At 60.8% G+C, this 14,545-nt stretch carries 11 protein-coding genes; 4 read left to right on the forward strand and 7 right to left on the reverse strand.

Annotated features, from left to right (window positions below; genetic code table 11):
• The 7 genes from ACZ50Z_RS02095 to ACZ50Z_RS02125 form a co-directional block, all read right to left on the reverse strand.
• Positions 1-1,473: a class I SAM-dependent methyltransferase gene (locus tag ACZ50Z_RS02095; protein ID WP_464482057.1), complete on the reverse strand. Its 1,473-nt coding sequence runs from the start codon at positions 1,471-1,473 to the stop codon at positions 1-3.
• The gene (locus tag ACZ50Z_RS02100) at positions 1,467-2,438 is read right to left on the reverse strand and encodes a methylenetetrahydrofolate reductase (protein WP_464482058.1); all 972 of its coding nucleotides are present in this window, start codon (positions 2,436-2,438) and stop codon (positions 1,467-1,469) included. Before ACZ50Z_RS02100 ends, ACZ50Z_RS02095 begins: the two co-directional genes overlap by 7 nt.
• On the reverse strand, positions 2,435-2,974 hold the full coding sequence (locus tag ACZ50Z_RS02105; protein ID WP_464482059.1) for a methylenetetrahydrofolate reductase C-terminal domain-containing protein: 540 nt from the start codon (positions 2,972-2,974) through the stop codon (positions 2,435-2,437). The genes ACZ50Z_RS02100 and ACZ50Z_RS02105 overlap by 4 nt, the downstream gene beginning before the upstream one ends.
• A gap of 215 nt (positions 2,975-3,189) precedes the next feature.
• The gene (locus ACZ50Z_RS02110; RefSeq protein ID WP_464482060.1) at positions 3,190-4,980 is read right to left on the reverse strand and encodes a bifunctional homocysteine S-methyltransferase/methylenetetrahydrofolate reductase; all 1,791 of its coding nucleotides are present in this window, start codon (positions 4,978-4,980) and stop codon (positions 3,190-3,192) included.
• A complete protein-coding gene (locus ACZ50Z_RS02115) occupies positions 4,977-6,263 on the reverse strand; it encodes a PucR family transcriptional regulator (RefSeq protein ID WP_464482061.1) in 1,287 nt (428 codons plus the stop codon). The genes ACZ50Z_RS02110 and ACZ50Z_RS02115 overlap by 4 nt, the downstream gene beginning before the upstream one ends.
• Before the next feature lie 66 nt (positions 6,264-6,329).
• Positions 6,330-6,485: a hypothetical protein gene (locus tag ACZ50Z_RS02120; protein ID WP_464482062.1), complete on the reverse strand. Its 156-nt coding sequence runs from the start codon at positions 6,483-6,485 to the stop codon at positions 6,330-6,332.
• An 11-nt stretch (positions 6,486-6,496) separates the two neighbouring features.
• The gene (locus ACZ50Z_RS02125; protein WP_464482063.1) at positions 6,497-7,516 is read right to left on the reverse strand and encodes a uroporphyrinogen decarboxylase/cobalamine-independent methonine synthase family protein; all 1,020 of its coding nucleotides are present in this window, start codon (positions 7,514-7,516) and stop codon (positions 6,497-6,499) included.
• A 1,456-nt stretch (positions 7,517-8,972) separates the two neighbouring features.
• Here ACZ50Z_RS02125 and ACZ50Z_RS02130 point away from each other — a divergent pair.
• From ACZ50Z_RS02130 to ACZ50Z_RS02145, 4 genes are all read left to right on the forward strand, one after another.
• Complete coding sequence (locus tag ACZ50Z_RS02130; RefSeq protein ID WP_464481988.1) at positions 8,973-10,685, forward strand: FAD-binding protein; 1,713 nt, start codon at positions 8,973-8,975, stop codon at positions 10,683-10,685.
• A 95-nt stretch (positions 10,686-10,780) separates the two neighbouring features.
• Positions 10,781-12,223 (forward strand): protoporphyrinogen/coproporphyrinogen oxidase, encoded by a 1,443-nt coding sequence (locus ACZ50Z_RS02135; RefSeq protein ID WP_464482064.1) that lies wholly within the window; start codon positions 10,781-10,783, stop codon positions 12,221-12,223.
• A gap of 48 nt (positions 12,224-12,271) precedes the next feature.
• Entirely contained in the window at positions 12,272-13,498 is a 1,227-nt protein-coding gene (locus tag ACZ50Z_RS02140; protein WP_464482065.1) for a cytochrome P450, read from the forward strand.
• Positions 13,495-14,256, forward strand: coding sequence for an SDR family NAD(P)-dependent oxidoreductase (locus tag ACZ50Z_RS02145; protein WP_464482066.1), 762 nt, complete (start codon positions 13,495-13,497; stop codon positions 14,254-14,256). Before ACZ50Z_RS02140 ends, ACZ50Z_RS02145 begins: the two co-directional genes overlap by 4 nt.
• Positions 14,257-14,545: the final 289 nt, after the last annotated feature.

The following is a 14,545-nucleotide window of genomic DNA, read 5'->3' on the forward strand; positions in this document are numbered from 1 at the left end:
TCAATCCCTCGCCTGGGCCGTCATCGTAACGATGTTCCCGCCGTTGCGGTGTCGAAAGGGTTCATGGTGGATGTCGAAGCCGCGGCGCCGTCCCACGTGCGCCATTAGCGGCCAGTTAACCCAGTTGACCACCGACCCGTCGTATTTGCCCGGACCGCGAAAGGTCGTGCGGTAACCCTCGATGTCAGTGACAAACAGGTCGTGGCACACCAGCTTTCCGTACGGATGAAGTAACGCGAGTGTGTCGTCGAAACTCGCGAGGGCCCCGTTGTTGACATGCATACGCACGTCAGCGCCCAACTCCAGCAGCGGGCGTAACACCTCGCCGGTCAGCGTATTGGTAATGCGGTAATTGTCCAGGCCATCCAGTGGCACATAGCGTTCTTCAAGGCGCAAAGCCGACCATGTACTTTGCCAGAATCCCACCGCGGTTTGCACATCCGGGAAGTGTGTCGGATAGGCATCGACGAGCAGGCCAGGTGTCAGCCGCAATAACTTGTCGACCAGGCCAAGTAATTGTGTGGCGCTTGCCGATACAGACTTAGCCAGTTCGGCGGCCTGTTTAGCCGGCAGGTATGCACGGGTCTGTACCTGATAGGTGCGCCCGCCTAATTGCGCGACCTCGTCGGTGGGCAGGTTGTCGTACACATTGGAGACGTAGACCAAAAAGACCTTATCTCCCAAGAAGCTCAGCGCTGTACGCGGCCTAGTGGCATCCACGGCAAGACAGCTCACGCGCTCGGTGTGGTCGGCAACTGTTTCGCGCGCCAAATCCAATACGTGCGCTGAATAATCACACATCAGATAGTGCAGGCGTTCGTAGTACCCTTTGCCGTGTCGTCGGTCAATACCACGGAACTCGTCGAGGAACACCCTCGCCTGATTGCCGTTCCCGACACCGAGCTCGACTACATATAACTCGTCCGGTAGAGCGTTGACGGCACCCAGCCGGTCCCAGACGGCCATGAGTTCGACGATGAGGTCACTTGCTGTCGTGCGGTTGCGTGCGTCGCTCTCACCTCCGGGCAGCGCTTGCTCATAACCGCGGCCGGTTGCCTTCTCCCACAGGTCCAGCGCCGACCAGTACAAAGAGTTGAATCGCCAAATACAACTACGGCTGCCTGCCGTCCAGTCTTCTAGGAAGAGGCGCTCGGTTTCGCGGTGCAGCAGCGCTGAGGCTACTTCGCTGACCGGCGCGTCGGAGACACGCCGGACATCAACCGCTACTTCTATATCGCCACCGTGGGCACCGTTGGGCGTCAAGGCATGCGGGCCGGTGTTGTTCAGGATCGGTCGGATATCCACCACGTCTCGGAAGTTGTTGCGGTACTGCACCCAGTCGCACACCACGCGAACTTTGGATAAATCGGCTTCGGTCTGACTGAGTGCTGTCACAACAGGCAGAACCGACGCGCTGAGGTTCACAGGGCGTTCGGCACGCAATCGTGCGTGCGGTCGAAAATCAATCAGCACCTGTACCGCCCTCTGCGGCGCTCACCAAGGTTGTCGCTTTTGCGGCGTATCAAGCCCGCTCGCTCGAGAATTTCCGGGACACCGTGTTCGAATCCGAATGCCATGACATGCACCCCAGCGACACCGGGAATCTCAGTGAATTGTTGAATTGTCTCCGCGCACAATCTCATTCCTTCCTCAGCGACCCGATCGCTGGGCACGCCGCGTAAGCGAAATTCGACCTCACTGGGGATGTTGACCCCGGGCACTGACGCACGTAGGAACTCCAGCATCCGCAACGACCGGATCGGACCGATGCCAGCTAGGACCGCGCAGCGTTCGGTGACGCCCATGTCTAGCAGGCAGGTCATCCACTGTGTGAACACACTAAGGTCAAAGACGTACTGGGTCTGCACAAACTCCGCCCCTGCGGCAACCTTCTTCGCAAGGCGTTCGGCGCGCAGCGCCAGCGGCGGGGCGAACGGGTTTTCTACCGTTCCGATCATCCATTGCGGACGCACCGTGAGCTCGTCGCCGGATAACAACACGCCATCGTCGCGCAGGGTGCGAGCCAGCCACGTCAGCTGCACACCATCGAGGTCGAACACCGGCTTAGCCTCAGGGTGATCACCGAGACGAGGATGATCACCGGTGAGTAGTAGTACATGTGGGATACCTAGAGCGCCTGCTGCCAGCAGATCCGCCTGCAACGCAATACGATTTCGGTCGCGGCATGTCAACTGCATCACGGGGGAGAGGCCCTCCCGTTGCACTAGCGCAGCACTACCCAAGCTTGACATCCGCACTCGTGCGCCCTGGTTGTCCGTGATGTTGACAGCATCAACCCAGCCCAGCAAGTGAGATGCCTTTGCCACCAACGTATCCGGATCAGCACCACGCGGTGGACCCAGCTCCGCCGTGATCGCGAAACGGCCGTCGGCCAACGCGTCTTTCAATCCGCGGTCAGACGGCACGGCGGCACTCATCGCACTGGAACCTCAGGACTCCTGGCTATTGACGGCTGCGAACCGCTTGCTGAGACGGACATCTCGTTGTCGCGGCCCTGCCAGTAGTTGATCCACGAGCTGCGGCCCCATTCACGGTGGTCGACGGGCCGCTGGAGGAGGGCGAGATCTGATTTGCGCCCTTGGGCTGCCGAACGTTCATAGGCAAGAACCCACACACAACGCACATCTGGATGTACTTCGCATCGCCCCTCCGGGGAGACGCCTCCGCATGGCCCGTTACGCAGCTGCTTTGGGCAGGTCATCGGACATGCATAACCCGTCGTGGGCAGCTCGCACTGGCCGCACATCCGGCAACCGAATAGCAGCTCCTTGGAGGATTTCTCGATAGAAGTGAAAGCCCGATACATCCGCGGGTGTCGTTCCAAAAACGATGCAATGTAGCGGTAGACGCGGTTCTCCGCGAGTACAGCATGTAACCGGTAGGCCTGCCGAGCTGGCACCCGCGGCCGAAATGGCTTCGGCCACGAATACGCCCTGTCGCTGTGCTCGATCATCCACACTCCCGAAATTCGGTGGCAGGAACAGTGTTTCGCGGATCACTTTAGATCCACATTGTTGGACCGTCTTCGGGTTGCACAATAGGAAAATCGGCTGCTTACTTGTGACGGCTGAGGCCAGGGGCGGCCATCGCACCAAATCTGAAGGTGCGCCCTTGTGCGCCAGCACAACATCGCGGGCAGTAAAGCTAACGTCAACGGTTCGAGTTGTGCTACAGGTCCGACGCCGCGAGTAGTGCCTGCCCGGTTTGGTTATCGTCACATACCACCACGATGCCGTCAGCACACGAGCGGACACGGCAAATGAGGTCGGCTGCGAGTTTCTCGCCGATTTGATGCTCCGCCGTGGCGGCTGTCGATAGTTCGGCGAGGATTTCGGACGGGATTGTGACGTCAGGAACCTCATACGCCAGATACTCGGCCTCGGCGAACCCGCTCAGCGCCGAAACCGTAGCGAGCACAGGGACGCGCTCCGCCCCTAGGGCCGCGAGCAACTGCGTTAGGCGGTCGAGTTCGTAAAGGGGACGAGTGATTAGGAACTGCGCTCCGGCCGCGATCTTCGCTAGCGTCCGGCTGATCTCGCTGTCGAGATCTTCAGCACCGGGGCTGCAGCGCGCTCCGATGTGGAAGGACGTTTTGGTGGCAAGCGCCAGGCCGTTGCAGTCCCGGCCGGCGTTGAGCCGGGCCAGCAGCTCGATTAGGCCGAGCGAATCGACCTCCCAGATGCCGTCGGCATTCGGGTAATCCCCTTGCAACGGCGGACTTCCAGTCTCGCAGAGCACTGCGCGCATCCCGAACGCGTGGGCACCGAGTAGATCCGCTTGTAGCGACATAATGGTCTTGTCCCACGTTGTGATCGTCGCAATGCTCTGCATTCCAACGTGTTGCTGTAGCTGCAATGCCAGGCTCATCGAGGACAGTTGTGCACGCGTTCTCCGCGCAGCGGATACAACCACCAGCTCGGTACCTCGCTCATGCAGCTTGGCTGCGCTTTCGGCGGCGTCATCGGTCGACCCGCCAATAGGAGGAGCGATTTCCGCGGCGACCACGAACTTACCTTCTGCGAGGCGACGCGTGAATGCGTTCGGTGTGGGTTGGCGGATGGGTGCTGCCGCCACGGGCGTGCGACGCTGGTCCAGTGCGGCGCCAAGCGCGCGGATGTGTGCGGGTGTGGTGCCGCAGCAACCGCCCGCGATGGCCGCGCCGGCGCCAACGTACCGCCGCGCGTAACGCGCGAAATAGTCGTGGTCGAGGTTGTATTCGAAATGTCGGCCATGTGTTCGTCGGGGCAGCCCGGCGTTGGGCTGGGCGCTGATGGGGAGCGTGGAGGCACGGCGCAATTCTTCGACTATGCGAAGCATGAGTTGGGGTCCCACCGTGCAGTTAGCGCCCATTGCGGTGATCGGTAACCGTGATAACGCGGCGGCCACTTCTCGCGGCGTCTCCCCGCCCGGAGTACAGCCGTCGGTAGTGAAGGTTGCCTGCGCGAGAATCGGCAGGTCCGTGACGTCCGCAGCCGCCCGCACCGCCTCCACAAGCTCATCCAAGTAGCCGAATGTCTCGAGAACGAGCACGTCCACTCCAGCATCAGCAAGGATGGCGATCTGTTCCCGAATGGCGTCGACCCGATGGGCGGCAGGTATTCGGCTTCGCTGAGAAGCGCTCACCGCAGGTGAGATCGACCCACCGACAAACACATCGCGCCGAGAAGCTGTTGCGGCGGCGCGGGCGAGATGCACGCCGGCACGATTGATCTCGAGGATATCGCTGCCGCAGTTGTGCTCAGCCAGCCGAAGTTGACTTGCGCCGAACGTGTTGGTGAGAACTAGGTCTACGCCAGCTTCCACGTAGCTGTCGTGAACGGTGCTGACGAACTCCGGGTTCGACACGTTAAGCTCTGGTAACGCTCGGTCGAGCGAATTACCCGCCGCGTGCAGCATGGTACCCATTGCTCCGTCGCACACTAGGACTCGCTCGGCCAGTGCTTCAGTGAAGGTCGTCATTGCTTTCCGCCAATCACATCCACCATGTCAATGATCTCGAGTGCAACTTGGGCCATCAGCCGGTCGCGGTGACTGCGGAAGTCCAGGTCGGTTAGTTCTTCGATGCGCCGAACCCGGTACGTCACAGTATTGCGGTGCAGTTGAAGCTCCTGCGCGGCACGCTGCAGACTGTTGTTGACGCGGAAGTAGCACGCCAATGTGGCTAGATACCCCATCGCGGTGTCCTCAGGCTGGACCAACAGAGCGCCAAACACGTCATGGGCGAAGTCGCGCAACTGGCCGATGTCGGGCACCTGTAACAGGAGTCGGCGAATTCCCAACTCCTCCACGGCAATCGCTGTTCCGGTCCGTCCCATACGGGCGAGGCTCTCAACCGTGCGACGAGCATCAGCGTAGGAAGGCGCGATTTGCGTTGCTGCGTCACATAACCCACTTATTCCCGCATTCACCGCCGTATCGCGCGATGCTTCGGTGAGGCGGCGGATGCAGAGTTTTGACAGCTCCAAGGCGCGCGGTGTCGCTGAATCCTGCTCCGGTAGTAAGATCACCACTTCGCGGTCCCGTAACGCCGTGACAGCCTCCGGAGCCTGCGCGGTGAAAAATCGCTGAACCATTGCGGACGTCGAAGCCGAGCGTTCATCCGTGCAACCCTCATGTAGGAGGAACGAGATCACGCGGTGTGGGTGTTGCTCGTCGTAGCCTAGGTGCGTTGCCCACCGCCGCACCTCGTCTGGATCTCTGCCGTTTCCGGATAACAGACCCTCGACGAGGTCGTTGCGCGCCTGTGTCGCTGCCGCGGCCACTATCCGGTCCCGCCCCAGGATCACCCCGCAGATCGTCGCCGCGTGTTCGGTAAGCAGGAGCCGCACATCCGCGCCGGCATCTCGTATGCCGTCGTCCAGGGTCAGGAGATACGCCGGCACCGCACCACCGACGGGGACCGGTGCGACGATCATCGGAGCCACGCCGGCGAGGCCAGGAATGCGTAACGCCCGCCGCGTAGGGCCGACAACCCCGAGAACCTGAGCCAACTGCGGATGGCATAGCTGGTCAGTAAAGATCTGCGCGGCATCGGATACCGAGCCGGCAGATACGGCCAACAGCTTTAACTGTTCGTCCACCACTGCGACGGCAGTATCAACACGTTCGGCGACGAAGTCTACGACCGAATCCAGCGCGGCATTCTCCACTGCGAGGCTTGACAGGTGCTGCAGCGCCGCTACGAGACGACGCAATTCGGCGTTTTCCCTGCCGATCTCGTCGGTGCTTGTCAGCGTCGACATAACATTCGATCCCCGATCGCGACAACGATGATTATCGTCGCCTCGCCGATCCGAGCCTGCAGGTGGCTAGCCCTGGCAGTACAGCGAGTAATCCACGCCCTCATGGCGCGCCGCAATGCCGTAGCTCGATACCAGAATCATCCACTTTCGTGACGCTTTCGGTGCGTGGCGGCGCACCGTCACCGTTAAGAAAGCCACGCAGCGCATGACGTTGTCAGTCATGGTGATCCTGGCTACCGAATGGGATCGGCAATCGCCGCATGAAGCTCGAGCAACGTCTGAAGTGACACTTGGGGGAATGCGCCTTCGTCCAGCCTGGCCATTCCGCATTCGGTCGCGACCGCGAATTCCCGGCCAGCGCTGGCCGCCGCAGCGTAAAGGTCGCGGGTGCGCTGCTCGTCGCCGCGGTAGTCGACAATGCCTAGGGCGAGTCGACCTTCGGCAGTGAGTGTCTTCAGAGGCTCGTGGTAGGCGGCCTTCAGGCCGTTCTCCCGATCCACCGGCATGTGGACGAAGTCGAACGCGCCGCTGAGCGCGTTGGCGAGCTCGACACATAGCGAAAGGTCTTGTGGTGCAGCGAAATGGGCGTGCCCGAAGTCGCCGTAGCAAAGATGGATTCCGTGTTCGATCTCGGTTGGTACGAGCGCTAGGAGTCGACGAATCTCGTCGATCATGAACTTCTTGTCGCTAAGCCTGCCCGGAGCGGCCGACTGCGCACCGGTGAGTACGGCCAGTTCGAGCGCGATGTCCAACTGAAGCATGAGGTCTTCAGCGGGGATGGAGTTGACGATGTCTTCGATCTCGTTCTCCATTGCCTTGGCGTATATCCCGTAAAACCGTTCTTGGTCGTCCTCGGCCACGAACGCGGCGACGGGTGCGAGCGGGGTCGGCAGGGAGACTTGGAACTTGACGCCTTCGGGAATGACACTTTCCCCGCGAAGTCGAGCAAAGATCTGGTAAGACGCTTCGGCGGCATCGGCATAGCCCAACACGCGGCGGGGCAGCTTGGTGAGTGATTTATCAACTTCAAGCTTGGTTACGTCTTTACCCTCCTTTACGGTGCCCTTGTAGACGTTCTTGGTGCCCGCTGGTTGGATTCCGTCGACGGCCAGCAGTGGCTGGAGTTGCGAGAATATCCATTGCTTACGTGGTCCGGTCTCGCCGTCGGTCATCGCGTATACGTGCCTGCCGAGCGTCCCGGCGACGGCGCGCATCGCTTGCTCGGCGTTGTCGGCTTGGACGCCCCCCACCATGTGCGCCCCAACCGCTAGTCTCGTCGTTCGCGCTGTCGTCAATTCGTTCTCCTACGTAGTTGCAGGTAATTTCACTTGGGTTACGTGGTCGCCGATGCCGGTCTCGACCAGCTAGCGGACTAATACGACGAATAGTCGACATGACTGTAAGCACTCAGGGGTGCGGTTGTCCAGCCTCTTCCTGGCCTAAGCTGATGAGAACGACAAAAAAATGGCTAACTAATTGACTTCCCCGTGGATGACCAGAAACTGACCGGCGCAGATCGGGAATTTCGGTGACACCTGCAGGATCCCTACGTACTATCGCCGCCCTACGCCGGAGGTCGTACCCAAAGAAGCACAACGGATCCTGAGGCAGCTCGCAGTCGGTGTCCGGTCAGTCGTGGGAATGCGGGGTGGAGCGGTCGACACTGAACAATTGGCTGCGAGGTTTGCCGAGGACGGCGCGAGTGACTTGTGCGCGACTTCTGTGAGCAGATTCCTGCCTTGGCGGTGTGCCGCGTTATCGGTTTCGATTTCCATGACGAGTCACGACTGCGCGCAAGCGAGCTGCTTTCGTCCGCTCGATGATCCCAAGAACGGCGCCGCAGCAGGGCAAAATTTCACCAGTTCTTGGTTGAACTCGCCGTCGACCGTACGTCACGGCAGGGCGGACATTTCCTGGCTTAATTTGTCAACGTGGATGTTGCGGAAAGTCGACTGAGGATACTGATACCAGGTTCTCGACTCGCGAGCCGATACTTCGAGCTCGAGGCCCAGATTGAAGACCCTGTGCCACATCGAGTGGATCAGCGTGTCCACTTCCGTCGGGACTGGCGGCAGGTTGACCATTGGGCGCTGACGCACTGGATGAAATTTGCATGATCGTAGTGACCCGCGTGGCTGCTCATTTTCAGGCAAGGGATGGGGCGGCGGCGAATTGGGTTTCGGACGTGTCCTCGGAGCCAAGCGCTTTCCTCTGGACCGGAAACCTCATCCGCACCTCACGTTCGGTTTGGGTTCCGTACTTTTCTCGCTGCGCACACAGCTTGGTACGGGGATGTGGTTGGGCCTCACGGCGTTGCTGAGCCGATTAAGCGACATCCGAACGCCCAGACGGCTTTCAGCCGACGTACCGAACTCGGAGGAGCGGAGACGGCCTCGCTGGCGACCTGCCCGCGATCTTCACGTCAGCAAGCTACCCGATTGCCTGCGCTCAGCTGTTTTCGCTCGGCTGACCGCCGCTGCGGGGGCTGGGTTTGGGGTGGGCGGGGTGGCGTGGGGGTGTTGTGGTGGGCAGTTCTGCAGTGTTGTTGATCGTGTGGCGGATGTGGGTGCTGGTTTGTTGGTGATTGCGGTATCAGGTGGGGTGTGGGGGTGGGTTGACATGGGCGCTGACGTAATGGTGTAATTTTTGACAGCGACGTAAAACCGCGAATTTCTGGGAAATGGGTCACGTGACTGCGAGGATCGATCGATGACGGGCAATGGCGTAGTGGATGCGGTCAATGCTGATGGGGTCAATGAGGCCGACGTGATCGTGGTCGGGTCGGGTTGTGGGGGGCTTATCGCGGGCCTGGCCGCGCAGGCCGCCGGGTTGAAGCCGATTGTGCTGGAGAAAAGTGATCTGCTCGGTGGCACGACCGCGTATTCCCATGGCGCAATCTGGATCCCGGACAACCCGGTGATGGGCAAGGCCGGGTTCAAAGACAGCGTGGAAGACGGTCTGAGGTATCTGCAGGCTGTGGTGGGGGATCAGGGCCCGGCAACCAGTGCGGCGCGCCAGGAGGCCTATATCCGCGGGGGCCGGCGGATGATCGAGTTCCTGCTTGCCGAGGGGATCCCGCTCAGTATCGTTCCTGACTACCCGGACTATCACCCCGAAGCGCCCGGGTCGCATACTCACCGGCAATTGAGCACGCCCTGGCTTGATGCCCGCACGCTGGGTCCCTGGCAGGATCTGCCGCGGCCGCGGCCCGACATCACCGCGGGGATGGTATTGGCCTCGATTCCGGAGTTTCGCGCCGTACTGAACGCGGGCGTGAGTAATCGGGCCAGGCTCGATACCGCCAAGATCATCGCCCGGACTCTCAAGTGGAGGGTCACCGGTGTCAAACCCCTGATCATGGGACAGTCCTATATCGGTCATTTGCTCGCCGCGGCGCGACGCCGCGGGTTGCGCATCGCACGAAACAGCCCGATGCGCGAGTTGATCTATGAAGACGGCCACGTGAGCGGTGTGATCGTCGATCAGCCGGCCGGTCGCGTCGCGATCCGCGCGCGCCACGGGGTGGTGCTGGCCGGCGGTGGCTTTGCGCGCAACCTGCAGCTACGCGAGAAGTTCGGGCCGCATCCGGCCAGTGTCGAGTGGACCGCGGTCAACGAGGGTGATACCGGTGACCCGTTGCTGGCCGCGACTGCCATCGGTGCTGCGACCAGCAACCTGGACAAGGCGTTTTATCTGCCCGGTCTGATGGACAAGAACGGCGTATGCCAGGTCTTTATCTCCGAGCGGGTGGTACCGCGCTCGATCCTGGTCGATCACAGTGGTTCGCGTTTCGCCAACGAGGCGCAGTCCTACATGTCGCTGGGCAACGAGCAATACGCACGCCAACAGAGCGTGCCGGCGATCCCGGCCTACTTGATCATTGATGCCATCCACCGCAGGAAATGGACCCTGGGGCAAGTTCCCCCGGCGGTGCCGCCCCGGGCGTGGCTCAAAAGCGGGCACCTGGTCAAAGCGGGCTCGCTGCGTGAGCTCGCCGCCAAGTGCGGTATCGACCCCGATGGTCTCGTACACACCGTGGAACGCTTCAACAAAATGGCGATCACCGGCATCGACGAAGACTTCGGGCGCGGAGACAACGCCTATGACCGCGCCTACGGCGACCCCACAAACAAGCCCAACCCCTGCCTAGGCCCCATCACCAAGGCACCGTTCTACGCCGCCAAAATGTATCCCACCGACGTCGGCATGGCCGGCGGTCTGCTCACCGACCAACACGCCCGCGTCCTCACCCACGACAACACCCCCATCCCCGGCCTCTACGCATGCGGCACCGCCGCCGCCAGCTGCATGGGAGACAAATACCCCGGCGGCGGCATCTCACTAGGACAATCCTCCACCTTCGGATACATCGCAGCCGAACAACTCATCAAACACGCCCAAACAACAAAAACCCCAACCTAACAACAGATCCGCAGCAAGGAGAACCGTGCATTATCTAAAATGCCGGCACATCAACACAATTGAAGGCGAAAATCCGATAACGCGGGAGGCGTGAGGTGGCTGAAGCAGCTCGGCGGCGACAGAGAACAACAGCGCCCGCCTCTAAATCGACTCACTCCAACCATAATTCGCCGGATGTGGTGGTTGTCGGCGCAGGCATCGCAGGCCTCGCCGCAGCCTTCCGGCTCCAACAGCAAGGCTGGACGGTCACTGTTCTAGAAGCAGGGAATGTGGTCGGCGGCAAGATGGCCAGCATGCAACGAGATGGATTTTTGCTTAACCGCGGTGCCACGATGATTCCGCAGGGCTATACGGTGATCACCCGCCTATGCGCCGACGCCGGGCTGGGGACCCCGTTCAAGCCCGTCCCATTGAGCTTCGGTATCCCGCGAAACGGCCGCGTACTGGGGATCGGCGGCAAAGGATTCGCCGCAGCGATCGCTGGGCTTCGAACCCCACTGCTCTCGTGGCGCAGCAAGCTATTGCTGGGCCGCCTCGTCGCCGACGCGATTCGATGGAATTACCGATTGGGCCACGACAATTACCAGGCGGCAGGACAGCTGGACACCGAATCGGTATCGTCCTATGCCGATCGACGGCTCAATCAAGAAATTTACGACTACGTTATCGACCCGCTGCTGCGCGGGATTTACCTCGACGAGCCTTCCAACATGTCCGTGGTGGACCTTTTCATCACCATTGGCAAGTTCGTCGAGGGGCCGCCCATGAAGTACTCCAATAGCATTGACTTCCTAGCTAAGCGCCTCGCCTCGCTGCTTGACGTACGCACAGGGGCCCATGTACAGCACATCACGCGCACCGATACGGGTGTGCAGACATCGTGGCAGGACGCCGACGGGGAACACACAATCGCTAGCCGAGGTTGTGTGATTGCGGTCAACGGACCCGACGTAGCGAAAATCTATCCAAGCCTACCCGACCGGCAGCGCGAGCTGATCCAATCGATCCCCTACGCAGCCGTCCTGAAAGGCATGTTCGCGCTGCGGCGCCCTCCGGCCAACATCCCGACCATCGTCGCAGTCCCCAGCAAAGCCGGGATCGGGCTGGGTATCACTTATTTCGATTCCAGAGACATTGTCAACGCCGCGCCCGCCGGCAAAGCAATCGTTTCGGGCCACTGGGTCGACCGGTACGCGAAAGCGGCCGTGGGCCGATCAGACAACGACGTTCTGGCCGAGATGATCCAGGACATGGAAACGATCATCCCCGGGTTCTCCCAGGAGGTGGACTTCGCCCACTTGGAACGCTGGGATACCGCAACGAATGCACGGCATGTCGGGTTCTACCGCACAACTGCTGAACTGCGGGCATCGATGAACCCCCGCGACCCCATCCAGCTCGCTGGCGACTACTTCGCCAACCCCAGCACGAACAACTCGGCCGAATCCGGTGAACGGGCCGCCGCCGCGCTCGGCGCGACCCTGAGTTCACTACCCGGCGCGACTCGGCCGAGTTTTGTCAGCCGAGCAGGTAAATAGTTCCGGACAAATAACCCATACACGACCCATGGACGAGAGGTGGTCATCATGACTGCGAGCAATACCGTCGAACGGCCAGGCCATGTCGCTCCCGAGCGCGTGGTGGAATTCGATATGTTCAACCCGCCCGCGGTGGAGCAGGACTTTCACGAATCCTGGCGATTGCTGCAAGAACCGGGGGTGGCAGATGTGGTGTGGACACCGTATAACGGGGGCCATTGGATTGCCACGCGCGCCGAGCTCGTCAAGCAGGTCTTCGCGGATTACGAGCACTTCTCGAGCCGGGTGATCCTGCTTCCCAAGGAAATCGGTGAGCAGCAACAAACGATCCCGGTTCAAATTGACCCCCCTGAGCACCGGCCTTACCGCAAACTCCTCAACGAGAATCTATCGCCGGCCGTCGTTCGAACACTTGAGGAAAAGATCCGCGCGACGGCGATCGAACTCATCGAACCCCTCGTCGGTCGAGGCGCATGCGAGTTCACCAAGGAGTTCGCCGAGATCTACCCGATCAAGATCTTCCTCGCTCTGGTCGATCTCCCAATCGAAGACCTGCCCAGGCTCAAGTCCTGGGTAGACGCGATCATCCACGTGGACGAAGGCATGGATCAGATCTCCGGATTCATGGCGCTGGAGAACTACATCCGGCCCTACATCGATCGACGAAGCGGTGCGGACGGCACGGATCTGATCAGCCGAATGATCAACAAGCCCATCGAGGGCAGGGTCATCAGCCACGATGAGGCGCTGGCGATCGGTGTCCAGGTGCTCATCACAGGTATCGACACGGTGCTGAACTTCGTGAGTTTCGTGATGTTATTCCTAGCGAGAAGTCCAGAGCACCGCAGGCAGCTGATTGAGGAACCGGAGATCATTCCCAAGGCAATCGACGAACTTCTCCGTCGATTCGCGATTGTCACCATGGCTCGTGAGGTGCGCGACGATATCGAGTTTGGTGGTGCACAGCTGAGGAAGGGCGACATGATTATCGCGCCGAGCATGCTGGTCGGACTCGACGATCGTGTGAATGCCTGCCCGATGCACGTCGACTTCAAACGCACTGATGCGGTTCACGCGAGCTTTGGATACGGCAAGCATTTCTGCCCTGGTAGTCACTTGGCTCGCACAGAGGTTCAGGTGATGTTGGAGGAGTGGCTGGCGCGGATCCCGGAGTTCTCGGTCGCACCAGGTGCTGAGATCACCTTCCGCGGTGGCCAGGGCGGGTCGGTCACATCGCTACCTTTGGTTTGGCCGGTGGGACAGGCGACTTCGTGAACGACCTTCGCGGTAAGGTCGTCCTCGTCACTGGCGGGGCCAGTGGCATCGGCGAAGCGGCCGCAATTCGTCTGGGCGAGTACGGTGCCAATGTCGTTGTAGCTGACCGCAATCTGCCGGGCGCCGAGAGGGCGGCGGCGACGCTGAACGGGCGGAGTGGCCCGACGCAGGCGAAAGCAGTCGAGGTCGAGGTGTCCGATGAGGACGCGGTCCGGAACATGGTCGATGTTGCGCTCACAACGTTCGGTCGTCTCGATGGGGCCATCAACTGTGCGGGCGTCGCGCCCGTCGGGCAGACCGTGGAAGAGCTTGGGCTCGATGCCTTCGAACGTGCCTACATGGTGAACCTGCGGGGAATGTTTTTGTGCTTGAAGTATGAAATACCTGCGATGCAGAAATCCGGTGGCGGCTCGATCGTCGCAATCAGCTCGACATCTGCTGTGCGAGGTCTCGGACATAGCCCGGAGTACTGCGCGACCAAATCCGGAGTGAACGGTCTCGTGAGAGGCGCCGCCATCGACTGCGCTGGTTCAGGTGTTCGGGTGAACGCAGTCATGCCCGACGGCACACTGACCCCGATGACAAAAGCGGCTTTCGAATCGATACCTTCGCTCAGCGACCCCGCCAACATGCCCCCGCTGGGGCGTTGGGCGCGTCCTGAGGAGATCGCTGCCGCCGCCGTCTGGCTGATCTCAGACCAGTCGTCATATGTGCACGGCGCCTCGATTCCTGTCGACGGAGCCAATACGGTTTCCTAACTACTTCGACCTGAAAAAGTCGCGGCGTGGCGAGGAAGCTGGCGGTCGCTGAGCCGGGATGATGTCCTCGAACCCTTGGCGAGAAGGATTCGAGGACATCATGTTTCGTGTTCGCCGAATAGCCGCGTTGCCTCGTTGACCAGCCAGTCGTAAACCAAACCGGATAGGCAATCGCAGGTGACTGCTGCTGCGGCTTAGCTCGTGGCATAGCTTAGGCATGGGAGCTCTTCGTGGATACCAGTCGGTTATCCATGAATGAGCGTTTCGCCTGATGGGCTTTCAAACCTCG

The organism is Mycobacterium sp. NTMscope_MAC_269 (assembly GCF_976985695.1).

Excerpts from the sequence above, each read along its gene's own strand:
- ACZ50Z_RS02115 (WP_464482061.1), bottom strand. The coding sequence starts at position 6,263 with ATGTCGACGCTGACAAGCACCGACGAGATCGGCAGGGAAAACGCCGAA.
- ACZ50Z_RS02100 (WP_464482058.1), bottom strand. The coding sequence starts at position 2,438 with ATGAGTGCCGCCGTGCCGTCTGACCGCGGATTGAAAGACGCGTTGGCC.
- ACZ50Z_RS02125 (WP_464482063.1), bottom strand. The coding sequence starts at position 7,516 with ATGGTGGGGGGCGTCCAAGCCGACAACGCCGAGCAAGCGATGCGCGCC.
- ACZ50Z_RS02120 (WP_464482062.1), bottom strand. The coding sequence starts at position 6,485 with ATGACTGACAACGTCATGCGCTGCGTGGCTTTCTTAACGGTGACGGTG.
- ACZ50Z_RS02140 (WP_464482065.1), top strand. The coding sequence starts at position 12,272 with ATGACTGCGAGCAATACCGTCGAACGGCCAGGCCATGTCGCTCCCGAG.
- ACZ50Z_RS02130 (WP_464481988.1), top strand. The coding sequence starts at position 8,973 with ATGACGGGCAATGGCGTAGTGGATGCGGTCAATGCTGATGGGGTCAAT.
- ACZ50Z_RS02105 (WP_464482059.1), bottom strand. The coding sequence starts at position 2,974 with ATGATCGAGCACAGCGACAGGGCGTATTCGTGGCCGAAGCCATTTCGG.
- ACZ50Z_RS02110 (WP_464482060.1), bottom strand. The coding sequence starts at position 4,980 with ATGACGACCTTCACTGAAGCACTGGCCGAGCGAGTCCTAGTGTGCGAC.